The sequence below is a fragment of the Escherichia sp. WS568 genome, assembly GCF_046486085.1.
In the GTDB taxonomy this organism is placed as follows: domain Bacteria; phylum Pseudomonadota; class Gammaproteobacteria; order Enterobacterales; family Enterobacteriaceae; genus Escherichia; species Escherichia coli.
In genome coordinates, this window is sequence record NZ_JBJQMC010000024.1 from 24,764 (window position 1) to 50,270 (window position 25,507).

At 54.6% G+C, this 25,507-nt stretch carries 28 protein-coding genes; 20 read left to right on the forward strand and 8 right to left on the reverse strand.

Annotated features, from left to right (window positions below):
* Window positions 1-5: 5 nt before the first annotated feature.
* From ACJHWR_RS21020 to ACJHWR_RS21050, 7 genes are read left to right on the forward strand one after another with little or no spacing between them, the layout of a single operon-like run.
* Window positions 6-347 (forward strand): flagellar hook-basal body complex protein FliE, encoded by a 342-nt coding sequence (locus ACJHWR_RS21020; RefSeq protein WP_000029088.1) that lies wholly within the window; start codon window positions 6-8, stop codon window positions 345-347.
* Between the two features lie 4 nt (window positions 348-351).
* Window positions 352-1,998, forward strand: a complete 1,647-nt coding sequence (gene fliF, locus ACJHWR_RS21025) for a flagellar basal-body MS-ring/collar protein FliF (protein WP_000993677.1) — start codon at window positions 352-354, stop codon at window positions 1,996-1,998.
* On the forward strand, window positions 1,976-2,986 hold the full coding sequence (locus ACJHWR_RS21030; RefSeq protein ID WP_001293168.1) for a flagellar motor switch protein FliG: 1,011 nt from the start codon (window positions 1,976-1,978) through the stop codon (window positions 2,984-2,986). Before fliF ends, ACJHWR_RS21030 begins: the two co-directional genes overlap by 23 nt.
* Before the next feature lie 2 nt (window positions 2,987-2,988).
* The gene (fliH, locus tag ACJHWR_RS21035) at window positions 2,989-3,699 is read left to right on the forward strand and encodes a flagellar assembly protein FliH (protein WP_000151515.1); all 711 of its coding nucleotides are present in this window, start codon (window positions 2,989-2,991) and stop codon (window positions 3,697-3,699) included.
* Window positions 3,692-5,029, forward strand: coding sequence for a flagellar protein export ATPase FliI (fliI, locus tag ACJHWR_RS21040; RefSeq protein ID WP_410226713.1), 1,338 nt, complete (start codon window positions 3,692-3,694; stop codon window positions 5,027-5,029). Before fliH ends, fliI begins: the two co-directional genes overlap by 8 nt.
* Window positions 5,030-5,031: 2 nt before the next feature.
* A complete protein-coding gene (gene fliJ, locus ACJHWR_RS21045; RefSeq protein ID WP_001248916.1) occupies window positions 5,032-5,466 on the forward strand; it encodes a flagellar export protein FliJ in 435 nt (144 codons plus the stop codon).
* Between the two features lie 2 nt (window positions 5,467-5,468).
* On the forward strand, window positions 5,469-5,864 hold the full coding sequence (locus tag ACJHWR_RS21050) for an adenylyltransferase/cytidyltransferase family protein (protein WP_000859540.1): 396 nt from the start codon (window positions 5,469-5,471) through the stop codon (window positions 5,862-5,864).
* Window positions 5,865-5,875: 11 nt separating this feature from the next.
* On the opposite strand, the gene ACJHWR_RS21055 is transcribed toward ACJHWR_RS21050, so the two are convergent.
* From ACJHWR_RS21055 to flgA, 7 genes are all read right to left on the reverse strand, one after another.
* Window positions 5,876-6,415: a hypothetical protein gene (locus ACJHWR_RS21055; RefSeq protein WP_000623467.1), complete on the reverse strand. Its 540-nt coding sequence runs from the start codon at window positions 6,413-6,415 to the stop codon at window positions 5,876-5,878.
* Entirely contained in the window at window positions 6,408-7,229 is an 822-nt protein-coding gene (locus tag ACJHWR_RS21060; RefSeq protein ID WP_000220508.1) for a hypothetical protein, read from the reverse strand. Before ACJHWR_RS21060 ends, ACJHWR_RS21055 begins: the two co-directional genes overlap by 8 nt.
* Window positions 7,230-7,554: 325 nt before the next feature.
* Window positions 7,555-9,999, reverse strand: a complete 2,445-nt coding sequence (locus ACJHWR_RS21065; protein WP_012311637.1) for a glycosyltransferase — start codon at window positions 9,997-9,999, stop codon at window positions 7,555-7,557.
* 178 nt (window positions 10,000-10,177) lie between these two features.
* A complete protein-coding gene (locus ACJHWR_RS21070) occupies window positions 10,178-11,107 on the reverse strand; it encodes a hypothetical protein (protein WP_000008091.1) in 930 nt (309 codons plus the stop codon).
* A gap of 127 nt (window positions 11,108-11,234) precedes the next feature.
* On the reverse strand, window positions 11,235-11,663 hold the full coding sequence (gene flgN, locus ACJHWR_RS21075) for a flagellar protein FlgN (RefSeq protein WP_000027809.1): 429 nt from the start codon (window positions 11,661-11,663) through the stop codon (window positions 11,235-11,237).
* Between the two features lie 12 nt (window positions 11,664-11,675).
* Window positions 11,676-11,954, reverse strand: coding sequence for a flagellar biosynthesis anti-sigma factor FlgM (flgM, locus tag ACJHWR_RS21080; protein WP_000705393.1), 279 nt, complete (start codon window positions 11,952-11,954; stop codon window positions 11,676-11,678).
* A 79-nt stretch (window positions 11,955-12,033) separates the two neighbouring features.
* Window positions 12,034-12,771 (reverse strand): flagellar basal body P-ring formation chaperone FlgA, encoded by a 738-nt coding sequence (flgA, locus tag ACJHWR_RS21085; protein ID WP_000009745.1) that lies wholly within the window; start codon window positions 12,769-12,771, stop codon window positions 12,034-12,036.
* Window positions 12,772-12,852: 81 nt separating this feature from the next.
* On the opposite strand from flgA, the gene ACJHWR_RS21090 reads away from it, so the two are divergent.
* From ACJHWR_RS21090 to ACJHWR_RS21145, 12 genes are all read left to right on the forward strand, one after another.
* Window positions 12,853-13,188: a flagellar basal body protein gene (locus ACJHWR_RS21090; protein ID WP_000512950.1), complete on the forward strand. Its 336-nt coding sequence runs from the start codon at window positions 12,853-12,855 to the stop codon at window positions 13,186-13,188.
* 2 nt (window positions 13,189-13,190) lie between these two features.
* Window positions 13,191-13,622 carry a flagellar basal body rod protein FlgC gene (gene flgC, locus ACJHWR_RS21095; protein WP_000010949.1) on the forward strand — a complete coding sequence of 144 codons (432 nt, stop codon included), beginning with the start codon at window positions 13,191-13,193 and terminating at the stop codon, window positions 13,620-13,622.
* The gene (locus tag ACJHWR_RS21100; RefSeq protein ID WP_001093685.1) at window positions 13,622-14,335 is read left to right on the forward strand and encodes a flagellar hook capping FlgD N-terminal domain-containing protein; all 714 of its coding nucleotides are present in this window, start codon (window positions 13,622-13,624) and stop codon (window positions 14,333-14,335) included. The genes flgC and ACJHWR_RS21100 overlap by 1 nt, the downstream gene beginning before the upstream one ends.
* 22 nt (window positions 14,336-14,357) lie before the next feature.
* Window positions 14,358-15,560: a flagellar hook protein FlgE gene (gene flgE, locus ACJHWR_RS21105; RefSeq protein WP_000119530.1), complete on the forward strand. Its 1,203-nt coding sequence runs from the start codon at window positions 14,358-14,360 to the stop codon at window positions 15,558-15,560.
* Window positions 15,560-16,297 carry a flagellar basal body rod protein FlgF gene (locus tag ACJHWR_RS21110; RefSeq protein WP_000375452.1) on the forward strand — a complete coding sequence of 246 codons (738 nt, stop codon included), beginning with the start codon at window positions 15,560-15,562 and terminating at the stop codon, window positions 16,295-16,297. The genes flgE and ACJHWR_RS21110 overlap by 1 nt, the downstream gene beginning before the upstream one ends.
* Before the next feature lie 78 nt (window positions 16,298-16,375).
* A complete protein-coding gene (gene flgG / locus ACJHWR_RS21115; RefSeq protein WP_000990540.1) occupies window positions 16,376-17,161 on the forward strand; it encodes a flagellar basal-body rod protein FlgG in 786 nt (261 codons plus the stop codon).
* 82 nt (window positions 17,162-17,243) lie between these two features.
* Window positions 17,244-17,909 carry a flagellar basal body L-ring protein FlgH gene (gene flgH / locus ACJHWR_RS21120; RefSeq protein WP_000800871.1) on the forward strand — a complete coding sequence of 222 codons (666 nt, stop codon included), beginning with the start codon at window positions 17,244-17,246 and terminating at the stop codon, window positions 17,907-17,909.
* Window positions 17,910-17,923: 14 nt separating this feature from the next.
* Complete coding sequence (locus ACJHWR_RS21125) at window positions 17,924-19,024, forward strand: flagellar basal body P-ring protein FlgI (protein WP_001181889.1); 1,101 nt, start codon at window positions 17,924-17,926, stop codon at window positions 19,022-19,024.
* Entirely contained in the window at window positions 19,024-19,323 is a 300-nt protein-coding gene (locus ACJHWR_RS21130; RefSeq protein WP_000867179.1) for a rod-binding protein, read from the forward strand. Before ACJHWR_RS21125 ends, ACJHWR_RS21130 begins: the two co-directional genes overlap by 1 nt.
* Window positions 19,324-19,743: 420 nt before the next feature.
* Window positions 19,744-21,120, forward strand: a complete 1,377-nt coding sequence (flgK, locus tag ACJHWR_RS21135; RefSeq protein ID WP_000367235.1) for a flagellar hook-associated protein FlgK — start codon at window positions 19,744-19,746, stop codon at window positions 21,118-21,120.
* Window positions 21,121-21,134: 14 nt separating this feature from the next.
* Window positions 21,135-22,064 (forward strand): flagellar hook-associated protein FlgL, encoded by a 930-nt coding sequence (gene flgL / locus ACJHWR_RS21140; protein WP_001266818.1) that lies wholly within the window; start codon window positions 21,135-21,137, stop codon window positions 22,062-22,064.
* A gap of 16 nt (window positions 22,065-22,080) precedes the next feature.
* Window positions 22,081-23,058 carry a hypothetical protein gene (locus ACJHWR_RS21145; RefSeq protein ID WP_001195940.1) on the forward strand — a complete coding sequence of 326 codons (978 nt, stop codon included), beginning with the start codon at window positions 22,081-22,083 and terminating at the stop codon, window positions 23,056-23,058.
* Window positions 23,059-23,116: 58 nt separating this feature from the next.
* Here the strand turns inward: ACJHWR_RS21145 and ACJHWR_RS21150 are convergent, their stop codons facing one another.
* Window positions 23,117-23,959, reverse strand: a complete 843-nt coding sequence (locus ACJHWR_RS21150; protein WP_000022364.1) for a transcriptional regulator — start codon at window positions 23,957-23,959, stop codon at window positions 23,117-23,119.
* Between the two features lie 486 nt (window positions 23,960-24,445).
* Between ACJHWR_RS21150 and lafA the strand changes: the two genes are divergently transcribed.
* Window positions 24,446-25,360, forward strand: a complete 915-nt coding sequence (lafA, locus tag ACJHWR_RS21155; RefSeq protein ID WP_000949083.1) for a lateral flagellin LafA — start codon at window positions 24,446-24,448, stop codon at window positions 25,358-25,360.
* The last annotated feature ends 147 nt before the right edge of the window (window positions 25,361-25,507 follow it).

A 25,507-nucleotide genomic window follows, 5' to 3' on the forward strand; every position in this document is an offset into this window, starting at 1 on the left:
TAAAAATGAGCATTACCACAATCAACAGCACCATGCAGGCGCAAATTATGCAGGACGTGCAGCGGATGCAGGCCAACGCCCAGGCGCCAGTGCTACCCGCCATGACCTTCAGTTCCACCGACCCGGACGTGTCGTTTAACCGTATTATGTCCGGCGCGCTCGGTCACGTTGACCAGTTCCAGCAGGTGGCGGAGCAGCAGCAAACGGCTGTCGACACGGGCAAAAGTGATGACCTCGCCGGGGCGATGATCGCCAGCCAGCAGGCGTCGCTCTCTTTCTCCGCGCTGGTGCAGGTGCGCAACAAAATCGCCACCGGATTTAACGATCTGATGAGTATGTCGATCTAACCCTATGAATGCACAAATAAAGAAGTTAACCCAGGCGTTTCCGGCGTTTCGACTGCGTCTTGCAGATAACAAACGCTGGGCATTGATGGCGGGAGTGGGGCTTGCCGTTGCGGCGACGGCAATTATCGTCAGCGTACTGTGGACCGGTAATCGCGGCTACGTCTCGCTCTACGGACGCCAGGAAAATCTGCCCGTGTCGCAGATTGTCACCGTGCTGGACGGCGAAAAGCTCAGCTACCGCATCGACCCGCAAAGCGGGCAGATTCTGGTGCCGGAAGATGAACTGTCGAAAACGCGTATGACCCTTGCCGCGAAAGGCGTGCAGGCGATCTTGCCCAGCGGCTACGAGCTGATGGACAAAGACGAAGTGCTCGGCAGCAGCCAGTTCGTGCAGAACGTGCGCTACAAACGCAGCCTCGAAGGGGAGCTGGCGCAGAGCATTATGTCGCTGGACGCGGTGGAGAGCGCGCGGGTGCATCTGGCGCTCAACGAAGAGAGCTCGTTTGTGGTCAGCGATGAGCCGCAAAACAGCGCCTCGGTGGTGGTGCGTCTGCATTACGGCGCGAAGCTGAATATGGACCAGGTGAACGCCATTGTGCATCTGGTTTCCGGCAGCATTCCGGGGCTGCACGCCAGCAAAGTTAGCGTCGTCGATCAGGCGGGAAATCTGCTGACCGACGGCATTGGCGCGGGCGAAGCGGTTTCAGCCGCTACCCGTAAACGCGATCAGATCCTCAAAGATATTCAGGACAAAACCCGCGCCAGCGTGGCGAACGTGCTGGATTCGCTGGTCGGCAGCGGGAATTACCGCGTCAGCGTCATGCCGGATCTCGACCTCAGTAATATCGATGAAACTCAGGAACACTACGGCGACGCGCCGAAAATCAACCGCGAAGAAAACGTGCTGGACAGCGATACCAATCAGGTGGCGATGGGTGTGCCCGGTTCGCTCAGTAACCGTCCGCCGATTGCAGCGAATCAGATGACCAACGGTACGGAAGAAAACCGCTCGCCGGAAGCCCTTTCGAAACACAGCGAAAGCAAGCGCGATTACTCTTACGACCGCAGCGTCCAGCATATTCAGCATCCCGGCTTTGCGGTGAAACGCCTTAACGTGGCGGTGGTGCTCAATCAAAACGCTCCGGCGCTGAAAAACTGGAAGCCGGAGCAGACCACGCAACTGACCGCGTTGCTGAACAATGCCGCCGGGATCGACGTCCAGCGCGGTGACAATCTCACCTTATCGCTGCTTAACTTTGTGCCGCAGGCGGTGCCGGTCGAACCAATTATTCCGCTGTGGAAAGACGACAGCGTGCTGGCCTGGGTGCGGCTGATTGGCTGCGGCCTGCTGGCGCTGTTGTTGCTGTTCTTTGTGGTGCGCCCGGTAATGAAACGGCTGACGGCGGTACGTGCGCCGGTTATCACACCAGAACCGGAAGCTGTCAGCGAACCGTGGATTGCCATGCCGGAAGAGGAACGCAAAAACGTCGATCTGCCGTCGCTGCCCGGCGATGACAGCCTGCCGTCCCAGAGTTCCGGCCTCGAAGTAAAACTCGAGTTCCTGCAAAAACTGGCCATGAGCGACACCGATCGCGTAGCCGAAGTTCTCAGACAATGGATCACCAGCAATGAGCGAATTGACAACAAATAAGAGCAACAGCTACCTGGAACAGGCGGCGATCCTGCTACTGTGCCTTGGCGAAGAAGCGGCGGCGACGGTGATGCAAAAACTCAGCCGCGAAGAAGTGGTGCGCCTGAGCGAAAACATGGCGCGGCTTTCCGGTGTCAAAACCAGCATGGCGCGCAAAGTGATCAACAACTTCTTTGATGAGTTCCGCGAACAGAGCGGGATCAATGGCGCGTCGCGATCTATGTTGCAGGGCATTCTCAACAAAGCGCTAGGCACCGAGATCGCCAGCAGCGTGATCAACGGCATCTACGGCGATGAGATCCGCTCGCGGATGGCGCGACTGCAATGGGTGGAACCGCGCCAGCTGGCGATGCTGATCTCCGAAGAGCATCTGCAATTGCAGGCAGTATTCCTCGCGTTTCTGACGCCGGAAATCTCGGCGGCGGTGCTCTCGTATCTCAATGAATCGGTGCAAAACGAAATTCTCTATCGGGTGGCGAAACTCAACGACGTCAACCGCGACGTGGTGGATGAACTGGACAGGCTGATTGAACGCGGCCTGTCGGTGCTTTCGGAGCACGGCTCGAAGGTGAAAGGCATCAAACAGGCGGCGGATATCGTCAACCGCTTCCAGGGCAACCAGCAGGTGATCCTCGACCAGATGCGCGAGCGCGACGAAGACGTGCTGGAGCAGCTTCAGGATGAGATGTACGACTTCTTTATCCTCAGCCGCCAGAACGAAGAGGTGCGTCGACGTCTGCTCGACGAAGTACCGATGGAAGACTGGGCGGTAGCGCTGAAAGGCACCGAAGCCCTGTTGCGCCGTTCCATTTACGCGGTGATGCCAAAACGTCAGGCGCAGCAACTGGAAGCGATCACCGCGCGTCTGGGGCCGGTGCCGGTCAGCCGTATCGAACAGATCCGCCGCGAAATCATGGGCATTGCCCGTGAACTGGAAGAGGCGGGCGAAATTCAGCTACAGCTCTTTGCGGAACAGACGGCGGAGTAACCATGACCATTGAAACACTGCGCGGGCGCTATCGCCTGCACCGTTTTCCGCCGCGCCAGCGTGCGGTGACCGGAGAACCGCTCACCGCCAGCATTAGCGCCGCCGATTACCAGCGCCAGTTGATGGACGGTTTTCAGGAAGGGCTGCAAAAAGGGTTTGCTCAGGGAATGACCGAAGGCCAGGAGCAGGGCTTTAGCGAAGGTCATCAACAAGGTTTTGCCGAGGGGCGACGCCAGGGCTACACCGAAGGCAGCCTCGCCGGGCAGCAGGAAGGGCGCAAACAGTTTGTTGACGCGGCACAGCCGCTGGAAGCCATCAGCGGAAAAGTGAACGACTTTCTCGCCCATATCGAACGCAAACAGCGGGAAGATTTGCTGCAACTGGTGGAAAAAGTCACCCGCCAGGTGATCCGCTGCGAACTGGCGCTGCAACCGACGCAGTTGCTGGCGCTGGTGGAAGAGGCACTGGCGGCCTTCCCGGCAATGCCGGAGACCCTCCAAGTGATGCTAAGTACGGAAGAATTTAACCGCTTGCGCGACGCGGTGCCGGAAAAGGTCAGCGAATGGGGGCTGACGCCTTCGCCGGATCTGCCGCCGGGTGAATGCCGGGTGATCACCGATAAATCCGAACTGGATATCGGCTGCGAGCACCGCCTGGAACAATGCATGACCGCGCTACAAGAGACGCTAACGCCGGAGTCACAGGGTGAGTGATTTTTCCGCTTTCGATAACGCCCTGCGCTCGCTGGAGTCGATCCCGCTGGCCCGCGTCGCCGGGCGGCTGGTGCGCCTTAATGGCATCCTGCTGGAGAGCGTCGGCTGCCCGCTAATGACCGGGCAGCTGTGTCGCATCGAAAGCGCCAACCACACGCTTATCGACGCGCAGGCCGTAGGCTTTAATCGCGATATCACTTACTTAATGCCGTTTAAACAGCCGGTCGGCCTGATGGCGGGGGCGCGCGTCTTCCCGGAAGAAAAAGCCCACGACATCCTGATTGGCGAAAGCTGGTTAGGCCGCGTGGTTAACGGCCTCGGCGAACCGCTGGATGGCAAAGGCCGCCTGAACGGCAACGACCTTCTGCCGCCGCTGCCGCCGTCGGTTAATCCCTTAACCCGCCGTTCGGTGGACGAACCGCTGGACGTGGGCGTGAAAGCGATCAACGGCCTGCTGACCATCGGCAAAGGCCAGCGTGTCGGGCTGATGGCGGGCAGCGGCGTCGGGAAAAGCGTGCTGCTGGGGATGATCACCCGCCAGACCAAAGCCGACATCGTGGTGGTCGGGCTGATTGGCGAACGCGGGCGCGAAGTGAAAGAGTTTATCGACCACTCACTGGGCGCGGACGGGCTGGCGAAGTCTATCGTCGTCGTCGCGCCCGCCGATGAATCGCCGCTGATGCGCCTGAAAGCCACCGAACTGTGCCACTCCGTCGCCGCCTGGTTTCGCGACCGCGGGCATCACGTTTTACTGCTGGTGGATTCCCTGACCCGCTATGCGATGGCGCAGCGTGAAATTGCGCTCTCGCTTGGCGAACCACCCGCCACCAAAGGCTATCCGCCGTCGGCATTCGGCATGATCCCCAAACTGGTCGAAAGCGCAGGCAACAGCGAAAGCGCGAGATCGATGACTGCCATCTACACCGTGCTGGCGGAAGGCGACGACCAGCAAGATCCGATTGTCGACTGCGCCCGTGCGGTGCTGGACGGGCATATCGTATTAACCCGCAAACTGGCGGAAGCGGGGCATTATCCGGCCATTGATATCGGCCAGTCGATCAGCCGCTGCATGAACCAGGTCACCAGCCTGGAACATCAGCAATCCGCCCGCGCGTTAAAGCAAAACTACGCCGCCTACATGGAGATCAAACCGCTGATCCCACTCGGCGGTTATGTGGCAGGCGCGGACGCCAGCGTCGACAAAGCGGTGAAAATGTTCCCGGCTATCGAGCGTTTTTTGCGCCAGGAGATGCGCGAACCCGCCTCCCTCGAACTGGTGCAAAGCCGCCTGCAAATTCTCTTTCCTGGCGTCAAAAAGGCAGAACAGTAACCATGCGACAAATCATCGACACCCTGGCGCAGTTGCAGCGCCTGCGGGATAAATCGGTCAAAGACAAAACCGTCGAGCTGGCAAAGCAAAAACAGATTTGTGCGGGTTATGACAACAATATCAAAGCATTAGGCTACCTGGTGGAGAAAACATCTGCGGGCGCGGCAGCGTCGGTGGAATCGCTGAAAAACGTCAGCGACTACAAAGGCACCTTGCGCAAGGTGATCGCCTGGCAGGAGCAGGAAAAAACGCTGGCTAACATCAAAGCCACGCGAATGCAGAAAAACCTGACGGCGGCGGCGTGCGAAGAGAAAGTGGTGGCCCTGACGCTGGACGACAAACGCCGCGAGCAGCAAGAAAGTGCCACGGCGAAAGCGCAAAAAGCGGTGGATGACATCGCCGTCCAGTGCTGGCTGCGGCATAAGTTAGCGGAGTAGCCATGAAAACGGTCATCACCTTCGGCACCTTCGATGTGTTTCATGTCGGTCATCTGCGCCTTTTACAACGCGCCCGCACGCTGGGCGAACGGCTGCTGGTCGGCGTATCGTCCGATGCCCTGAACATCGCCAAAAAGGGCAGGGCACCGGTTTACCCTCAGGATGACCGCATGGCGATCATCGCCGGGCTGGCGTGCGTGGATGGCGTATTTCTGGAAGAGTCGCTGGAGCAGAAAGCGGAGTATCTGCGGGGGTACAGTGCGGATATTTTAGTGATGGGCGATGACTGGGCAGGAAAGTTTGACAGCTTCGCGTATATTTGTGAGGTAGTGTATTTCCCCCGCACGCCGTCGGTGTCGACGACGGGGATTATTGAGGTGATTAGGGGGAAAGCATGACAAAATAAAATTTATTTTTGAGCCTCAAAGTAATTGAAGAAATATGTGTTATATTTATTTGTGTCTTTTTGTTTTATTCCATTTTTGCTAAAATAACTGTTTTTGTTTGTTGATATCTCTATTTCGATAGATTTTTCTTTTTTCATATATTCAATTTTGCATTTGTAATATCTAATAACGATATTTTCCCCATGCTTTATAACTTCAAAAATATTTGCATCATGCAGTTTGTCTAATTTTCTATTCAAAAAGAAAGCGTCTGTTACCAGCGTTTCAACCTTGTTATTATAAGAAAAAAAGAAGCTCGCTGCACCCATATCGTTGCTTTCAAAAACTTGCTGTATATTCCCTTTAAAAAGGATGGTTTGCACTATAGTTGTTGGGGAAGAGTTTTTCTTACTATGGTTACTATAAGTTTTCATATTAATAACCATATCCTTAAGTATGTCATTTTCCCCATATACTTCAAAGGCAGGTAGGTTTTTATTATAATCTGGATACACTATTATCATGAATAATAGAATCAAGCTTCTCAATATAATACTAATCATTTGATTTATTCTTCCGGTGATCATTAAAACTGCTTTGATCGCAGGTTAAAATCAATTTCCCATTATTATAACACTGCATAGGGAGAGACTTTAGTGGATTTTTATCATCCGGAAATAAGGCATCCCATCCTTGACCTTCAGAACTGGCAACCATGTATGTTGGTGAAAAAGACCAACCTATATTTATTGACCTCATAATCGAAGTTGTCCTAATATCTGGGAAATAAGATGGATAAGTACTTTCTGTTTGTCCCCAGACATTAACGTCCTTAAAATTATCTAATAGGGATAATTTACTGGCAAAACCTTGTCCTGAATCATCACTTGCATAACTAGTGCGACAACCATACATAACAAACATAGCGTTATTTGACCAGTTAAAATCAATTGAATCCCATCCTCCGATTATGTCCATTTGTTGTGGGTATTTAGGCACGGAAGGTGTATTTACAGAGTCTGAGGTTGTAGGACCATGAATTGGCCCCCCATGTGAGAATAAACTGACTTCTTTAACTTTTGCTTTGGTTATACCTCCATTCTTGTTTATAAAGATTTCTAATATTTCTTTGATTTGATTAAATGTGTTAATTGATAAATGGTAAACTATCTGTGTTTCTTTTTTATACTCGGGGGAGTAAAGGATGTTGAAATAACGCGTCAGACATGCTTCTTCAAAAATAGAACGTCGGCTATCACCGGACTCATCAACCCAAAATAATAGAAACAATTCCTTTGGGCGAGATATTTTTTGAGTGACAATGTTGTTTTGTTTCTGGCTTGTTGTACCGGAAGTTACTTTTTTATCATAAGTCATGTTATCGTTTATGCCCTATCAATTTTAACAAAATGTTAAATTACGCAATAATTGTTATAGTGTGTAACCTATATTTATGATAAGCAATATGTTTAGCAAGATTCAGGTTTTTTCAGAATTCATAAAGATCGCTCCCCCACAATCTACGACTTTTACCGATTCACCAGTCATAAAGCGATGAGTTTGAAATCAGAGGGTAGTTAAGTGCGTTGTTCGTTCCGGATGCGGCGTAAACGCCTTAACCGGCCTACAAATCCTTACAAATTCAATACATTGCAAGGTCGCGTAGGCCTGATAAGCGAAGCGCATCAGGCACTTGCGCGTTTTACCCTAGTGCCTCCACAATCACCATCGCTGCCCGTTCTCCCGCCTTGCCATCCATAAACGCATCGCAATAGTGATGACGAATCTTCGTAAGCCGCGCCTGCACCGCACCCCAGTCAAACGCCTCTGACAACAAATAACGCAGTTCCGCAACATCATGAGCCACCGGCAATATTTCGCGGATTCGCTGGTCGGCGCTTTCGGGCGTGGAGTAACTTTTCTCACCGTCGAGCAACGTTGCCATGCCCGGAAAGTCGAGCAGGATCACCCGCTTATCAACGTGAATAGCATCGAAAATAAAGCCGCTGTTATCGGTCAGCACGTAATCGGCCTTTGCCAGCAGCGCCAGCGTGTGACGGGCGGAGTCGGTGCGCTGTTTTAAATGCCTGCGAGCCAGGGCCAGCGATGCAGCTTCTTCCGGGCGCGAGCAGGTGCCGTGGTGCAGTTTGCAAATCAGGTTCACATCATCGCTTAAGCGCCCCAATTTTTCTGCCCAGTGGGGCAGGGAGCTTAATGCGCCAAACGTTGGGGCGTAGAGTACGGTGGGTTTACGCTCGTCCAGTTTGATATTTTCCGGCAACGCGCGGTCGAACGTGGCGTTATGCCAGGCGTCGAAGCGCGGGTTGCCGACCACTATTGCGCTGCCGAAATGTGCCAGCGCCCGCTGGCTGTAGTGGCTGTAACACAAAATGCGCTGATAAAAACGGTTCCAGTCGGCGTGGTTCCACGTTTCTTTGGCTAAGCCGTACATGGCGCGAATGTTCAGGGGGGAAAGGCCACTGAGCACAGGCGTGTGATAGGGGCTGACCAGGCATTTTACTCGCTGACCGTGTGCCTGCATTTCAGATAAGCGCATTCCTTTGAGCTGCGGATCGTCGATGCTTTTTAGCGTCGCCAGCATTTCATCCAGAAATGGTTTAAATACGCGGTCATTGATCACCAGCGTACAGCTCTGCCCCTGCGCCTGCAGGGCGGTGATGATTGGGCGGTAGAGCGCGTAGTGGAATGAGGTTTCCATAAAAAAGCCGATGGTATCGGCGATAGGTAATGTAGATGGCTTGGTGGCTACGGGTAACTTATTGAAGTAGTGGTTAATGTTATCAGTCGCTTTTTTCTCGATATCACTAAAGCCCGGTCGCTGATAACAAAGGCTCGGGTAACAGGCCAGCCATTTGTCGGTGCGCAGCAGCGGCTGCCAGCCGTCTTCCAGCGAATGCTCATCGTTGTTCATCTGCTGCGCCAGCTGCGGGTAGTAGCGGCGGTTCACCAGATAAGCGCACACTTTGCGGCAGTCCCGCGCGTGCACCAGCCCAGGCAAACTTTTTAGCATCGTTCCCTGCGAAATTTCGCCGCCGAGGATCATCACCTGCCAGGGAATTTTCGCCAGGCTCGCCAGCAGCGCGTTCAGCACCTGAATATGTTTCTCCTGTTTGAGAATAACCGCGTCATCTTCCAGCAGCAGGTAGTTTTGCCAGCCGCGTTGTTGCGCCAGACGCAGTGCCTGCAAGTGTGATTGCTGGCGGCCCCGTTGACCGTTTTCATTTTCACTGGCGGCAAGGCGGGTGATCTTCTCAGGAGGAATATGCAGCAATGTGAGTTCTTCACGGATCTGCTGTAAGCGATCCGGGCGTTTATCCAGATTCAGCAGAACGATCTGATCGATCGCCTGATACTGGATCGCCTGATGATGAGTGGCGTTATGCAGACTCAGATAAGCATTGCGGAGCAGCGGATCGCGGACGATATCCGTAAGCGTCGCGTTTACTGGCGTGCTGGCCCCGAGAATAAAGTCTTTATCAAAGGTGTTGTGGCTGTGCGAGATACACAAAATCGTGCGCTCGCCGGGCAGTTGTAGCGGGTTAACGCTGAAATTGTCGGTGAAACTTTTCTCTTCGCCTAAATTGCAATCGTCATCGTAGCGGTGCTTTTTCAGGTAGTTACGGTGATAGCAAAAGGTGCCGTTGAGGATGTTATGCGGGCCGAAGCTGCGGCTTTGAAAGATGCGATTGATGTGGCTGTACCAGATGGGGATCTGGTCGGAACCGGAGATGAGCGCCCGGTTTTTTTGCATCATAGCGATGGTGTAAGAGATTTTATCTGCCGGGTAGTAGTCGTCATCGTCCATGCAGAGGATGTATTCGCCGCGCGCCAGTTCGTTGAGCATATTGCGTTTTTTGCCCAGCGGCAGTTTTTCCGGGTGATGGATGTAGCGGATGTTGAAGGCTTCCGGTGTGCCATTGGTCAGGCGGTCGATGATGTGTTGATGGCTTTGAGGGGAATCGTCGAGGATGATGAGTTCGCGGCGGTCTGCCGGGTAGTCCTGATAGCGGTACATATAAAGCAGGTACGGCAGGAATGCGCTGCGGTTCCAGGTTGGCGTGATGACGCTGACGGACGGTTTTTCGCGCTGGGTGGCGAGTGTTTTGATAATGGTTGGTGTTGGCATGGTGTTTGGGTGAGTTAATGGGTGAATGTGATGAATATGCGTGCTGATGCCCTCACCCCGACCCTCTCCCACAGGGAGAGGGAGAAAACCAGCGCCGATTTTAACACCGTGCTCGATCGGTTCCCTCGCCCCTTTGGGGAGAGGGTTAGGGGGAGGGGAAAAGCGCGCACAGAGCGACTCACGTCAGCAGCGAAAATGCTGACAGCAGCGGCTCTGCCGCACATAACGACTGGAGCTGCTGGCGAATCGCCGCAGCATTTTCACTCTCTCGCCAGCGTTCAAACACCGCAAAAAGGGCGAAAATATCCTCCTTCCGCAGCGGTGAACCATCCAGCGTCCATAAACTGATTAACGTGCGGATGAGATAAAAATCACACACCAGCGGGCAATAATCTGCTCCGTCTGCCTGCCCAATCACGTCGTGATAAACGCGGTAAATCAGCCAGTTGCGCATCATCCACGGCGCGGCGGCAAAATGCTGTTGCCAGGTGGTTTGCCACTGCACCTTAAGCTGCTGTTGCAACAAAGCTTCGCTGTTGGCGTCATGCAACGTCAGCAAAGTCACCTGCAACGGTAGCGAGGCTTTGCGCGGGCTTTCCGGCAAAATCGACCAGTCAAACGCAAAACTCCCGAGCAGCGTCACCAGTTGGCGCGCCAGTTGTGGCACGGGTGGGAGTTGGGCGAACTGTGCCTGTAGCGTGCCTTTTTGTGCATGATCCCCCAGCGCCTGTGGCAGCGTCGTCAAGCGGGCAAGAATATCTCCGTCTCTGCCCGGCATTTTACTGGCGCGGGAGAGCAAAATCCCGACGGCATACAGGGAAAGCTCCGGGGTTAAATCGGGGAGCGTAAGGGTGCTCAAAATGGCCTGGTTTACTATCGCATCGCGCGCGGATAGCTCGGCGGCATTGTCTTCCACAGGGCGGTAGGTGAGCTGTAAATCAAAGGCCCTGGCATCGTTGAGCACCGCTTTGCAACTTTCAATATCGGTCAATGCCAGGCTCTGGCGAATCTCATTCTTCCAGACCTTGCGGACGTACAAAGGCGAATCGGGATATTGCGTCATAAAATTGCGCACGTATTCCGGTTCGTAACGTTCAATAAAACTCATAGGTGGCTTCCAGTCTTTATTACTTTGCGGAATGTGCAATAAGCGTGCCGGGAATTTTTGTAATCAAAAACAAGGGATTGAGAATCAGGCGGAAAATCCGTTTCCGCGATGGGGGAAGGAATTGTCGTTATTCCTGGTACAGAAAATCTGTTTCGCCGCCTAAAAAAGACTGAATAAATTCATACTGGCGAATCAACAGCTCGCCGTTTTTGTCGTTGTAGGCTTTGCAGCGTTCCGCTTTTTGCTCAAGGCGTTGCCACAACTGTTGTGCTGCTGCTTTTTGCACAGCCGGAAGCCAGGCAAAAACCTGCGCCAGACCGTCACGATTTACACTGACATTAAGCATTTTCAGCAGGCTGTGCCGCTGATGGCTATGCCCATGCAACTGCTCATAGTGCTGCGTTATCTCGTCGTTTACCGCCAGCAGATCTTCGCTGGCGCGGCGAATCATGCACATCCGCTGACGCTGGAGAAGTTCGCGCAGGGAATCGTACAGTGCGTCGTCGTCACGAATGCCCTGCAACAACGCCTTCACCTGTTGTAACCGGATACTCACTTCATCGGCCTCTTAGTTCTGGAAAAAACTCAGCATGTCGCTGGCTAACTGTTCGGTGTCCACTTGCAGGCTGCCGGACGCCAGCATCGCTTGCATTTGCGCCACTTTGTCGCTGTCGATATCGCTCTCTTGCTGGTCGTTCAGCGTTTGCTGGGCAGACTGCAATCCCGCCTGGGTAATGTCGTCGGCGCTCAGCGTCGTGGCGGTGGTCGCCGTGCTTTTGCGCGGCTGACTGGAGCCTGCCATTGTGGCTGTCGGGCGATTGCCTGGCATCGTCGGGGTGATTTTCATCGTAACCTCGTCTCGGTATTGGGTGGGTTACTCCGGTAAAGCGGTTAACAGGCGGCAAAACTTTAATCGCCTGCGCAAATTACTCCGCGCTTACCGTTGTCACCACGCCGCTTTCCGCCACCCTCGCGCTAATGACCCGCTGGCTGCTGACGTTACGTACTTTCACCATTTCCCCTTTGCGACCATTTTTCAGCGCCACGCCGGGCATCGAGGCGGTGATCCCCGCGCTCTGGTAAACAATCATCACCGGCTGATCGCGTTCGACCAGCACTGGCGAAACCAGCTCTTCTTTGGTGATTGGTCTGCCCGGTTGCAACGCGTGCTTACTGCTTAAACCAATTGCGTCATCGAGCTCCATCAACACATCGCGACGCTGGGCGCTGACGTTGTAGGGCTTCAGCTCCACATCATTTGCCGTGAGCGGCGTATCGCGGGCAACCAGTGACTTTGCCATCACCACCGGTACCAGAACATCCGGGCGCACCGCGACGTTCATCTGCCAGCTTTGCGGGCAACTGACGGTGAAGTTCATCCGGTTAAGGGCGATTTCCGCAGGCGACGTCAGCGTGACGCCGGGTGACGTTGTACAGGGCGCGGCGGTCGCAATCTGCGACGGAATATAGACCTTAAAGGTGTAGCGATAGTCATGCCATTGCCGCTGCTGCGCCAGCGATTCAATTTTTTGGCTCGCGGTATTCAGTACCTGGGCGTTGATTTGTTCCCGCGCGCTATGTTGCACGGGATGGACGGCGGCGTAGCCCGGTAAGGCCAGCGCCAGGAGGAAATAAAACTTCCGCCTGCAAAATTGAAAACTCATAAACCCTTTCTCATCAGTCACTTAAAAATTGGCACAGCGATTGCTTAGCGTATGCGGATTGAAGCGGGAGTGACGCAAGAAATGGGGATCAGTTTTCAACAGGCATTGGGAGTGCATCCGCAGGCAGTGAAGTTACGTCTTGAGAGGACCGAGCTACTGACTGCGAATCTGGCGAACGTCGATACGCCAAATTTCAAGGCTAAAGATATTGATTTTGCCAGGGAGATGCAACGGGCAAATAACGCGGCGGTGGATGTCCAGTACCGCGTGCCGATGCAGCCGTCGGAAGATGGCAACACCGTGGAGCTGAACAGCGAGCAGGCGCGGTTTTCACAAAATAGTATGGATTATCAAAGCAGTCTGACCTTTCTGAATCTGCAAATCAGCGGCATCAGAGAGGCCATTGAAGGGAAATAAGCATGTCATTTACTGATATCTATCAGATTTCCGGCTCGGCGATGACGGCGCAAACGCTACGTCTGAATACCGTCGCCAGTAACCTGGCGAATGCTAATGCGCCCGCCAGCAGCGAGGCGCAGGCATATAAAGCGCGCAGCCCGGTGTTTGCGGCGGTGTATCACCACAGTTTGCTGGCGGGTACACATCGTCATGCCATTGACGGTGCCAGTGTGCAGGTGCAGGACGTGCTGCAAACCGGCGGGGCGGTGAAACGCTATGAACCACATTCGCCGCTCGCCGATGCTAACGGGGATGTCTGGTATCCCGACGTCAACGTGGTGGAACAGATGGCGGACATGATGTCGGCCTCGCGCGATTTTGAAACTAACGTCGATGTGCTCAACAACGTGAAAAGTATGCAGCAAAGCCTGCTGAAACTGGGAGAAGCCTGATGAATACCCTGGCGCTGAATGCGCAATCACCGCAGCCGACCGCCACGCCGGAAAGCAATAATGTGGCGGCCAGCGACACGACAAGCAGCAGCGATAGCTCGCCCGTCGATACCTTCCTGACGCTGTTTGTCGCTGAGATCCAAAACCAGGACCCGACCGACCCGACTGACGCCACCGAATATATCGACCAGCTTTCGTCAATGGCGCAGGTGGCGATGATGGAAGAGATGAGCGTGCAGGCGAATACCAACGCGGTGTTGATGAGCAACATTCAGGTGATGGCGCTCGGCAACCTGGTGGGCGACGACATTATGGTGCAGACCACCGCCTTGCAGGTGAGTGACCAGACCATTAACGGTCGCGCCACGCTTGACGACGCCTGTACCACCGCCGATCTCCACTTTACCGATGCCGCAGGCGATGACTATACGGTGTCGCTGATCCCGGAAGGGAGTTCGTCCGTCGGGCCAGGCCAGGTGGATTTCTCGGTGAATCCCGCGGATTACGGTATCCCGCCGGGCGATTACGACGTCTCGGTGGTGACCAACACCGGGGAAGAAGAGGTGCCGATTGAAGTCTCCGGCGAAGTGGAAGATGTGCGCATCCCGCTCGACGGCAGCTCCCCGGTACTTAACGTTGCCGGTGTAGGTGAAGTGCCGTTCACCATGATTAGCCAGTTTGGCGTACCCGATGCCGACAGTGATGTGGCGTAAGAACAATTAACAGGAAGAAACAATGAGTTATGAAATTGCCGCAACGGGGCTGAATGCCGTTAACGAACAGCTGGACGGGATCAGTAACAACATCGCCAACGCCGGAACGGTAGGCTATAAGTCGATGACCACCCAGTTTTCAGCCATGTATGCCGGAAGTCAGGCGATGGGCGTCAGCGTGGCAGGCACCGCGCAAAGTATTTCGCGCGGCGGTTCGCTGGTATCCACCGGTAACGCGCTGGATCTGGCGATTAACGACGACGGTTTTTTTGTTACCTGCGACAGCGCGGGCAACATTTCTTATACCCGCGCCGGATCGTTTGAAACCGACAAAAACGGCTATATCGTCAACGCCTCAGGCGCTTATTTGCAGGGCTATCCGGTCGATGACACGGGCACTCTGCAAACCGGTACAGTCACCGATATCCAGATCAAAACTGGCAATATTCCGGCGCAGGCCAGCAGCAGCCTGACCTTTACCGCCAACTTCGATGCCAGCGACGACGCTATCGACCGCACTACCGTACCGTTCGACGCGACCAACAGCAGCTCGTATACCGACAGCTACACCACCACGGTGTACGACTCATTAGGTAACGAACACTCGGTATGCCAGTACTTCACCAAAACCAGCGACAACACCTGGGAAGTGCAGTACACCTTCGACGGTCAGCAGCAGACCGGCGTTCCGGCGACGACGTTAACCTTCGACCCGAACACCGGGAAGCTGACTTCGCCAACCACGCCGCAGACCATTGAGTTTCAGACCGACGCCGCCGCACCCATCGACTTAACCGTCGATTACTCCACCTGTACGCAATACGGCTCTGAATTTTCGGTCACCACCAACGCCGCCAACGGCTACGCCTCCGCTACGCAAAACGGTGTGCAGGTCGATGACGATGGCAAAGTTTACGCTACCTACAGCAACGGCGAGCGCATGTTGCAGGGCCAGGTGGTGCTGGCGACTTTCCCGAATGAAAACGGACTCGAAGCGGTGAGCGGCACCGCGTGGGTACAAACTGGGGAATCCGGCACGCCGCTGATTGGCGTTCCCGGCTCCGGTTCCTGCGGCACGCTGTCGTCGGGCGTGCTCGAAAGCTCTAACGTCGATATCACCAGCGAGTTAGTCAACCTGATGACCGCCCAGCGTAACTATCAGGCCAACACCAAAGTGATCGCCACCAGCACGCAGCTCGATGACGCGCTGTTCCAGGCAATGTAATGGATCGCTTGATTTATACCGCCCTGAGCGGGGCTTCTCAGACGTTGTATGAGCAGCAGATTAGCGCCAACAACCTGGCGAACGTCAACACCAACGGTTTTCGCGCCGATATGGCAATGGCGACCAATGACAAGGTGAAAGGCGGCGGCTTCGACACTCGCTATATGGCGCAGGAAGGGGCCAGCGGCGTGAACGACAGCACGGGTGTGGCGGAGAAAACCGAACGCCCGCTGGACGTGGCGATTCAGGGCGCGGGTTACATTGCGGTGCAGGATAAAAACGGCAACGAAGTCTATACCCGCAACGGCAACATTCAGCAGGACGATCAGGGGCAACTGACCATCGACGGCAATCTGGTGCTGGGGGATAACGGCCCGATCATTCTGCCGCCGAACGCCATTGCCTCGTTTGGCAGCGACGGCACGCTGTCGGTGACGCCTGATGACGGCGACGTGACCGCCACGATGGATATCGACCGCCTGAAGCTGGTGGATATCCCGGTCGCTAACCTGGCGAAAAATCCTGAAGGGATGCTGGTGACTAGCGACGGCATTCCGGCCCAGCGCGATGAAAACATCAAAGTCAGCGGCGGTTTTCTCGAAGGCAGCAACGTCTCGGCGGTGAGCGAAATGATGTCGTCCATCGCCATGAACCGCCAGTTTGAAGCGCAGATCAAGATGATGAAAACAGCCGAAGATATCAGCGACGCGGGCAACCGCTTATTGCGCGGCTCGTAACCGCACATCGTAGGCCGGATAAGGCGTTCACGCCGCATCCGGCAACTGCGGCCCAAAAATAACACGGAATTTACCACCATGAACGCAGCACTATGGATCAGCAAAACCGGCCTCTCGGCGCAGGATGCTGAAATGAGCGCGATTGCCAACAACATCGCCAACGTTAACACCACCGGCTTCAAGCGCGATCGGGTGATGTTTCAGGATCTGTTCTACCAGACCCAGGAAGCGCCGGGCGCGATGCTCGACCAGAACAACATCATGCCGACCGGGCTGCAATTCGGGAGCGGCGTACGCATTGTCGGTACCCAGAAAACCTTCACCGAAGGCAACGTTGAGACCACCGACAACGCCATGAATGTCGCCATTATGGGACAGGGATTTTTGCAGGTGCAAAAGGCTAACGGCGATATCGCCTATACCCGCGATGGCAACTTGCAGGTGAACGCCGACGGCGTGTTGACTAACTCGCAGGGTTTGCCGTTACAACCGGAAATCGACGTTCCGGCGGGGGCGACTAACGTTGCGTTTGGTGAGGACGGCACGGTGACGGCGATCTTACCCGGCGACAGCGATGTGACCGAGTTAGGGCAACTGACACTGGTGAACTTCGCTAACCCGGCGGGGCTTTCCGCCGAGGGCGACAACCTGTATCTGGAAACCGCTGCCAGCGGTCAGCCGACCGAAGGCGTACCGGGCGAAGATGGGCTTGGCACCTTGCAGGACAACGCGCTCGAAGGCTCGAACGTGGATATCGTCAACGAGATGGTGGCGATGATTACGGTGCAACGGGCGTACGAGATGAACGCCAAAATGGTGTCGGCTGCGGACGATATGTTGCAGTACATCAGTCAGACGCTGTAAGGCCGAAATGTCGGATGCGACGCTGACACGTCTTATCCGACCTACAAGAGCACATAACTCACTGTATTTAAACAGGCAGAACGTGAAAAATTATCTCTGGCTGGTGGCGCTGCTTCCCCTGCTTAGCGGGTGTGAATCGCAGGCCATTCTGGTCAAAAAAGACGACGCATACTTTGCGCCACCAACCACCGAAGCGCCGCCTCCGGCAGACGGGCGTGCCGGGGGCGTGTTTGAAACCGGCTACAACTGGTCGCTAACTGCCGACCGGCGGGCTTACCGCGTGGGCGATATCCTGACGGTGATCCTCGAAGAATCCACCCAGTCGAGCAAACAGGCGAAAACCAACTTCGGCAAAAGCAACACCGTCGATATCGGCGCGCCAACGATTTTTGGACACACCAAAGATAAGCTTTCCGGCTCTATCGACGCCAACCGCGACTTTGACGGCAGTGCCACTTCCCAGCAGCAGAACAGCCTGCGCGGGGAGATCACCGTTTCCGTCCATGCGGTGCAGCCTAACGGCATCCTGGAAATTCGCGGCGAAAAATGGCTGACCCTCAACCAGGGCGATGAGTACATCCGCTTAAGCGGCCTGGTGCGCGCCGACGACATCCAGAACGACAACTCGGTTTCCTCCCAGCGGATCGCCGATGCCCGCATCTCCTATGCCGGACGCGGCGCGTTAAGCGACGCCAACGCCGCAGGCTGGTTGACGCGGCTGTTTAACCATCCTCTGTTCCCGATTTAATGCCGGAGAGTGCAATGCAAAACTGGATAAAGGCCGCAGTAATCACCGTGAGCCTGGCGCTACCTGGCGTGGCGCTGGCGCAATCGCTGGAATCGCTGGTCAACGTACAGGGCGTGCGTGAAAACCAACTGGTCGGCTACAGCCTGGTGGTCGGCCTCGACGGCACGGGCGATAAAAACCAGGTCAAATTCACCAACCAGACCATCACCAATATGCTGCGCCAGTTTGGCGTGCAACTGCCGAATAAAATCGACCCGAAGGTGAAAAACGTCGCCGCGGTGGCGGTGAGCGCCACGCTGCCGCCGATGTACTCGCGCGGGCAGACCATTGATGTCACCGTTTCGTCGATTGGCGATGCCAAAAGTATTCGTGGCGGCACTTTGTTGCTGACCCAGTTGCACGGCGCGGATGGCGAAGTGTATGCCCTGGCGCAGGGCAGCGTGGTGGTGGGCGGGATGAATGCCACCGGGGCCAGCGGTTCGAGCGTAACGGTTAATACGCCAACCGCCGGGTTAATTCCTAACGGCGCAACGGTAGAGCGCGAGATCCCCAGCGATTTTCAGATGGGCGACACTATCACCCTCAACCTGAAACGTCCGTCGTTTAAAGATGCCAACAATATTGCGGCGGCGATTAATGCCTCGTTTGGCGGCATTGCTACTGCGCAGAGCTCCACCAACGTCAGCGTGCGCGCGCCCACCAGCCCCGGCGCGCGGGTGGCATTTATGTCGCAACTGGATGATGTACAGGTGCAGGCAGAGAAAATCCGCGCCCGCGTGGTGTTTAACTCGCGTACCGGCACGGTGGTGATGGGCGATGGCGTTGCGCTGCATGCGGCGGCGGTGTCGCACGGCAGTTTGACCGTCTCGATTAACGAAACCAGCAACGTCAGCCAGCCGAATGCCTTTGCAGGCGGGCGCACGGCGGTAACGCCGCAGAGCAATATCGCGGTGAATCATGCGCGCCCGGGCGTGGTGAGTTTGCCGGAGTCGAGCAGCCTGAAAACGCTGGTCAATGCGTTGAACAGTTTGGGCGCGACGCCGGACGACATTATGTCGATTTTACAGGCGCTGCATGAGGCGGGCGCGCTGGATGCCGACCTGGAGGTGATCTGATGAAAGTGAACGCCAGCGGCGGGATTGATGGCAGCGATGCGTTAATGGGGCCGAAGGTTCAGGCCAATGATATTAAGCAGGCCGCGGAGCAGTTTGAGGCGATTTTTTTACGCAACATGCTGAAAGAGATGCGTAAAACCAACGAGTTGTTTGATTCGAAAGATAACCCGTTTAACAGCGATTCGGTGCGCATGATGCAGGGGTTTTATGACGATGAGTTGTGTAACACCCTGGCGCAGCAGCACGGGATTGGGATTGCGGCGATGATTGTGAAGCAGTTGTCGCCGAAGCATAAATGAGGCTCCGACGTTCGGTGCCTGATGCGACGCTGTCTCGTCTTATCAGGCCTACGAGTCCGCACCTGTTTTTATGCGTGTGTCCGTTTGTAGGCCGGATAAGGCGTTTACGCCGCATCCGGCTATCGGTGCACAACGCCTGATGCGACGCTGACGCGTCTTATCAGGCCTACGGGTCCGCGCCTGTTTTTATGGGTGTGCCCGTTTGTAGGCCGGATAAGGGTTTACGCCGCATCCGGCTATCGGTGCACAACGCCTGATGCGACGCTGACGCGTCTTATCAGGCCTACGAGTTCGCACATATTTTTATGTTTGTGCCCGTATGCAGGCTGCATCCGGCGTCTGGCACCCGGTTTACGGAACTTAAGATTCCCCATCTTCACGCCGCTTTTAACCGGCACGATTTACCGGTAAGGATCCAACATGGACATGATTAACATCGGCTACAGCGGCGCATCAACCGCGCAGGTAGAGCTGAACGTCACGGCGCAAAACACCGCCAACGCCATGACCACGGGCTACACCCGTCAGGTGGCGGAGATCAGCACCATCGGCGCCAGCGGTGGTTCGCCGAACAGCGCCGGTAACGGCGTGCAGGTCGACAGCATTCGCCGCGTCTCTAACCAGTATCAGGTGAATCAGGTGTGGTATGCCGCCAGCGATTACGGCTATTACAGCACCCAGCAGGGGTATCTCACGCAACTGGAAGCGGTACTGAGCGACGATAACAGCAGCCTGAGCGGCGGCTTCGATAACTTCTTCGCCGCCCTCAACGAAGCGACCACCAGCCCCGATGATTCCGCCCTGCGCGAACAGGTGATCAGCGAAGCCGGGGCGCTGTCGTTGCGTATCGACAACACGCTGGATTACATCGACTCGCAAAGCACGGAAATCATCAGCCAGCAGCAGGCAATGGTGTCGCAAATCAACACGCTTACCAGCGGCATCGCCAGCTATAACCAGCAAATCGCCCAGGCCGAAGCCAACGGCGATAACGCCTCCGCGCTGTACGACGCCCGCGATCAGATGGTGGAAGAACTGAGCGGGATGATGGATGTGCAGGTCAATATCGACGACCAGGGCAACTACAACGTCACCCTGAAAAACGGTCAACCGCTGGTGAGCGGGCAGCAAAGCTCGACCATCGCGCTGGAAACCAACGCCGATGGCACGCCGACCATGTCGCTGACTTTCGCTGGCACCACCTCGACGATGACTACCGACACCGGCGGTTCATTAGGCGCACTGTTTGATTATCAAAACGACGTGCTGACGCCGCTGACCGACACCATCAACAGCATGGCGTTGCAGTTTGCCGATGCGGTCAACAACCAGCTGGCGCAGGGCTACGATCTCAACGGTAACCCCGGCGAGCCGCTGTTTATTTATGACGCCAGCAACGCCGATGGCCCGCTGACCGTTAACCCGGATATCACCGCCGATGAGCTGGCGTTCTCCAGTTCGCCGGATGAAAGCGGTAACAGCGACAACCTTCAGGCGCTGATCAACATCTCCACCGAACCGCTGGAGATAGCCAACCTTGGCAGCGTGACGGTCGGGCAGGCGTGCTCGTCGATCATCAGCAACATCGGCATTTACAGCCAGCAAAACCAGACGGAAGTCGATGCCGCGTCCAATGTTTATTCTGAGGCGCAAAACCAGCAGAGCAGCGTCAGCGGCGTCAGCATGGACGAAGAAGCGGTGAACCTGATCACCTATCAACAAATTTATGAAGCTAATCTGAAAGTCATTTCCGCCGGGGCCGAGATTTTCGATTCGGTGCTGGAAATGTGCAGCTAAGCGGGAGCGCGAAAATGCGAGTAACCACCCAACAAACCTACGTCTCGATGACGCAAAGTTTTAATAATCTCTCCGGCTCTCTGGCGCATGTGGTCGAGCAGATGGCAACCGGCAAGGAAATTTTGCAGCCGTCGGATGACCCGATCGCCGCCACGCGTATCACCCAGTTGAACCGCCAGCAGTCGGCGATTGAGCAGTATCAAAGCAATATTGACTCTGCGTCGGCGGGGTTAAGCCAGCAGGAGTCGATTCTCGATGGCGTCAACAACAGCCTGCTGGCGGTGCGCGACGACCTGCTGGAAGCGGCGAACGGCACCAATACCGCTGATTCGCTCGCAAGCCTCGGGCAGGATATTCAGTCGCTCACCGAATCGATGGTGGCGGCGCTCAATTATCAGGACGAAGACGGGCATTACGTGTTTGGCGGTACCATCAACGATCAGCCGCCGATTGTGGCGGTGGACGATGACGGCGACGGCGTGACCGACAGCTACAGCTACCAGGGCAACAGCGATCACCGCCAGACCACCGTGTCGAACGGCGTGGAAGTGGACACCAACGTGGCGGCGAGCGATTTCTTCGGCAGTAATTTAGACGTGCTCAACACCCTTAATTCCCTGTCGCAGGAGCTGCAAAACCCGGACGTCGATCCGGCAGATCCGCAGGTGCAGAGCGATCTTCAGAACGCCGTTGATGTGGTGGATACCGCTTCGGACGATCTCAACGCCTCGATTGCGTCGCTTGGCGAGACGCAGAACACCATGTCGATGCTGAGCGATGCGCAGACCGATATTTCTACCTCTAATGATGAGTTGATTGGTTCTTTACAGGATCTCGATTACGGCCCGGCGTCGATCACCTTTACCGGACTGGAAGTGGCAATGGAAGCTACCCTCAAGACTTACTCGAAAGTGAGTGAGTTGAATTTATTCAGCGTTCTCTAACTCTTTCAGGAACCGTATGCAGGTCGGACTTACATCTTCATCACTCGCCACCGGCGGCGCGCATAGCGCTGCGGTATCGTCGTCAACCGTTGCGCCCACTCAGGCGGTGCGGCAAAAACTCCCGGCGACGGCGAGTGAATATCCGGCCTCGCCGCTGATTACCACTCGCCCGCAGCGTTACAGTGTGCAGCTTAACGATCAGCTCACCACGTTGCAGCAGGCGGATCACTATCTCGGGCAACTGGAACAGCAGTTGCTCGATTACCGTCACAGCCAGCGTAAGGGCGGGCAGGCGCAGAGTTCAGCGCTGATGCAGATGCTGGACAAACGCACCGCGCTTTCCGGCGGCGCGGTGGACCGCCAGTTGCAGCCAGTGTTGCAGGGGGAAGCGCGGGTGACTTTTCACTCGCCGGATCTGACGAATCTGGTACACAATCCCACGCCGGGAACGCGCATGTTCAGCGTCTCTGACGGGCGGCAGACTCAGCTTTCGGCGGTGATGCTGTCTGAGGATGACAACGCCGCGCAGTACCAGACGCGGCTGACCAACGCTCTGCGCCGCGTGGGCGTGCAGGTACATCAGCAAGCGGATGGCATCAGTTTCTCCACCACTGAAAAACAGTGGCCTGACATCGAGCGCAGCTTAAGCGTGCGCACCGATGGCGATAAATCAGCATTTATGCCGCTGAAAACCTTTGCCGAGCCGTCACAGGCGGACCGCTTAGCGCAAAGCCTGCAACAGGGCGGGGCGGGGATTTCTCAAATGCTGGAAAACATTAATCAGCAGCGCGCGCAGATGGCGGTGCAGCAGGAAAAAGCCCGCCAATTGATCGACGGCATGTCCCGCTTCCCGCAAACGGAAAACGCGGTGCAGGCGTCGGAAAACCTCGGCGGCGTGCTTGATAGCGCCAATCATAACTATCAGGTTTTATTGCAGGCTGTGAACGGTCAGGCGCGAATTTCCAGCCAGACGGTGAGGAATTTATTGGGGTAATTATCGGTAGGCCGGATAAGACGCGTTTAGCGTCGCATCCGGCATATATTGGCACTCATCAGCATTTCTGCACAGTATTTAACAACTTCTCCAAATTCTGATACATCGCGCTATTAATATCGCTGTTCTGCCAACCTTCCACATTAAAGGTTAATTGCCAGCTGCCGTTGCACTGGTTACGCAGAACAATATCGCTTTCCAGTCGGTTACGAACATATTTATAATAGGTTGTCATTGTCATATTATGCGCTGACAATAAATTATCGAGTTTGTCTTTTCCTGGTTCGAGGGTTTGTGACAGTAACGGTACGGAATTATTTTCCTTTCCAGAACTAAGATGAAATATTTTTATTCTTGGACTGTTAATTGACTCTTTTACCAGTTGCGGGGCGTCAGGTGTACTTTTCAAGTGTGAATACCCCACGGTCGAGCCAATAAATATAACAGCCGCGGTCAACGCTAACCCCATCAGTCCTTTATGTTTTTTTCTAACAGGTACAGGCGGTGTTGTCGAAGATATCTCTTCTGGGGCTGTATCTTGTATCTGGTCGGTAATAATCAGCGCTTCTGCAGGCGATGACTCCGGCAAAGACACATACTCTTTATTGCACAAGTAACCTTTCTTCGGAATTGTTTTAATAATGTTCTGTTGTTTGCCATCATCGTCGATAGCAACGCGCAACGCATGGATCGCCGTCGGCAGGCTGTTACCGCCGACTATGCGGTTCTTCCATACTTCGGCACATAAATAAGATCGCGATAAAACCACATCGGCATTTTTTGCTAATGTTTCCAGCAAAATAAAATGGTATTCGCCGAGACGACGTGTTTCACCCGTTTCGCAATGTATTAAGGCATTAAGCGACGGGTCCATCCGCCAGTTGTTGATAATAATACTCATAGTTGAGTTTACCTTAGCAAGGGATAAATGTTTCCTGATAGTGCTTTGCATAAAGCACAGTCTTATACGTCCCTGAGAAGATGATTTTTCTGCGTGATAATTAATATTTTATGGTAATAGGATTATTCTTAATCACTATATGGCGTGGAAATGTAACGAAATGACAGGACAGGTACAATAGCCAAATGTGTACTATTTGCAACGCAATGTAAATTTTGGCATCAGTACATTGAGAACAAAACGCGATAATTGATGACAATCTTAACTATATCAAGCATTTGATAAAGACATATTTTGATACCTGGCCATGTGGCAGATATTGCTAATAATCTTTTTATCTGAATTTAAACTCTGCTTTTTTTTAGCTAAAAGTGGCATCGGATAATACGTGGCGAAAAAATTTTAACGGCGATTTTAAGTTTGCTCCTGAGGTGTCGTTTTTACAGGGTATCGAAACGAAAACGATTAATCCCAAGGAGCAGTATCATGTTATCTATTAACACCAATAACGCCTCAATGGCCGCCGTTAATGCAATCAGTAAAAGCAGCTCTTCTCTGTCTACATCTATGGAACGCCTGGCAACGGGTAACCGGATTAACTCTTCTGCCGATGACGCCGCAGGCAAACAAATTGCTAACCGTCTGACAGCACAGTCCAGCGGTATGGGTGTGGCGCTGAGCAACATCAATGATGCCACCGCGATGCTGCAAACCGCTGACAGCATGTTCGACGAAATGTCTGATGTGCTGGGTCGTATGAAAGACCTGTCAACTCAGGCAGCGAACGGCACCTACAGCGACGACGATCTGCAGGCGATGCAGGACGAATACGATGAACTGGGTCAGCAGATGTCTGACATGCTGCAAAACACCACTTACGGCGGCACCAACCTGTTCGGTGTTTCCGGTACCAGCAACACCGGTACTGACGGTCTGTTCCAGAGCGCAGTAACTTTCCAGGTGGGCGCGGAATCTTCCGACACCATGACCGTGAATATTTCAAGCCAGCTGAATACCCTGGTGACGGATCTTTCTGCTATCAGCAACTCCTTCAGTGCGGATCAGGCTGACACCACTGGCACCGCAGGCGTTTCTGGCGGTACTGAGCTGACTGCGTCTGGCTCGGCTAACCAGATGATCACCAGCATTTCTACCGCGATGGATGATGTTTCGCAGATCCAGTCCAAGCTGGGGGCGTCTATCAACCGTCTGAACGACACCGCTAATAACCTGACCAGTATGCAGGACAACACCGAAGTCGCTATCGGTAACATTATGGATACCGACTACGCGACGGAAGCGTCCAACATGACTAAACAGCAGGTGCTGATGCAGACCGGCATCACCATGCTGAAACAGTCCAACAGCATGTCCAGCATGGTTTCCAGCCTGCTGCAGTAATGGCGGACTTGCCGGATGCGGCGTAAACGCCTTATCCGGCTACGAACAACACCGCCTGCGGGCGGTGTTGTGCTTTCAGCGGCAGGCTTTTTTCCGCCAGACCGGAAACACCATTTCCGCCCCTTTTTCAATTTATTGATTATTCAC

What these genes read in the sequence shown, in the direction of transcription:
- ACJHWR_RS21020 (WP_000029088.1), top strand. Translation starts at nt 6, where the DNA reads ATGAGCATTACCACAATCAACAGCACCATGCAGGCGCAAATTATGCAG.
- fliF (WP_000993677.1), top strand. Translation starts at nt 352, where the DNA reads ATGAATGCACAAATAAAGAAGTTAACCCAGGCGTTTCCGGCGTTTCGA.
- ACJHWR_RS21030 (WP_001293168.1), top strand. Translation starts at nt 1,976, where the DNA reads ATGAGCGAATTGACAACAAATAAGAGCAACAGCTACCTGGAACAGGCG.
- fliH (WP_000151515.1), top strand. Translation starts at nt 2,989, where the DNA reads ATGACCATTGAAACACTGCGCGGGCGCTATCGCCTGCACCGTTTTCCG.
- fliJ (WP_001248916.1), top strand. Translation starts at nt 5,032, where the DNA reads ATGCGACAAATCATCGACACCCTGGCGCAGTTGCAGCGCCTGCGGGAT.
- ACJHWR_RS21050 (WP_000859540.1), top strand. Translation starts at nt 5,469, where the DNA reads ATGAAAACGGTCATCACCTTCGGCACCTTCGATGTGTTTCATGTCGGT.
- ACJHWR_RS21055 (WP_000623467.1), bottom strand. Translation starts at nt 6,415, where the DNA reads ATGATTAGTATTATATTGAGAAGCTTGATTCTATTATTCATGATAATA.
- ACJHWR_RS21060 (WP_000220508.1), bottom strand. Translation starts at nt 7,229, where the DNA reads ATGACTTATGATAAAAAAGTAACTTCCGGTACAACAAGCCAGAAACAA.
- ACJHWR_RS21065 (WP_012311637.1), bottom strand. Translation starts at nt 9,999, where the DNA reads ATGCCAACACCAACCATTATCAAAACACTCGCCACCCAGCGCGAAAAA.
- ACJHWR_RS21070 (WP_000008091.1), bottom strand. Translation starts at nt 11,107, where the DNA reads ATGAGTTTTATTGAACGTTACGAACCGGAATACGTGCGCAATTTTATG.
- flgM (WP_000705393.1), bottom strand. Translation starts at nt 11,954, where the DNA reads ATGAAAATCACCCCGACGATGCCAGGCAATCGCCCGACAGCCACAATG.
- flgA (WP_000009745.1), bottom strand. Translation starts at nt 12,771, where the DNA reads ATGAGTTTTCAATTTTGCAGGCGGAAGTTTTATTTCCTCCTGGCGCTG.
- ACJHWR_RS21090 (WP_000512950.1), top strand. Translation starts at nt 12,853, where the DNA reads ATGGGGATCAGTTTTCAACAGGCATTGGGAGTGCATCCGCAGGCAGTG.
- flgC (WP_000010949.1), top strand. Translation starts at nt 13,191, where the DNA reads ATGTCATTTACTGATATCTATCAGATTTCCGGCTCGGCGATGACGGCG.
- ACJHWR_RS21100 (WP_001093685.1), top strand. Translation starts at nt 13,622, where the DNA reads ATGAATACCCTGGCGCTGAATGCGCAATCACCGCAGCCGACCGCCACG.
- flgE (WP_000119530.1), top strand. Translation starts at nt 14,358, where the DNA reads ATGAGTTATGAAATTGCCGCAACGGGGCTGAATGCCGTTAACGAACAG.
- ACJHWR_RS21110 (WP_000375452.1), top strand. Translation starts at nt 15,560, where the DNA reads ATGGATCGCTTGATTTATACCGCCCTGAGCGGGGCTTCTCAGACGTTG.
- flgG (WP_000990540.1), top strand. Translation starts at nt 16,376, where the DNA reads ATGAACGCAGCACTATGGATCAGCAAAACCGGCCTCTCGGCGCAGGAT.
- ACJHWR_RS21125 (WP_001181889.1), top strand. Translation starts at nt 17,924, where the DNA reads ATGCAAAACTGGATAAAGGCCGCAGTAATCACCGTGAGCCTGGCGCTA.
- ACJHWR_RS21130 (WP_000867179.1), top strand. Translation starts at nt 19,024, where the DNA reads ATGAAAGTGAACGCCAGCGGCGGGATTGATGGCAGCGATGCGTTAATG.
- flgK (WP_000367235.1), top strand. Translation starts at nt 19,744, where the DNA reads ATGGACATGATTAACATCGGCTACAGCGGCGCATCAACCGCGCAGGTA.
- flgL (WP_001266818.1), top strand. Translation starts at nt 21,135, where the DNA reads ATGCGAGTAACCACCCAACAAACCTACGTCTCGATGACGCAAAGTTTT.
- ACJHWR_RS21145 (WP_001195940.1), top strand. Translation starts at nt 22,081, where the DNA reads ATGCAGGTCGGACTTACATCTTCATCACTCGCCACCGGCGGCGCGCAT.
- ACJHWR_RS21150 (WP_000022364.1), bottom strand. Translation starts at nt 23,959, where the DNA reads ATGAGTATTATTATCAACAACTGGCGGATGGACCCGTCGCTTAATGCC.
- lafA (WP_000949083.1), top strand. Translation starts at nt 24,446, where the DNA reads ATGTTATCTATTAACACCAATAACGCCTCAATGGCCGCCGTTAATGCA.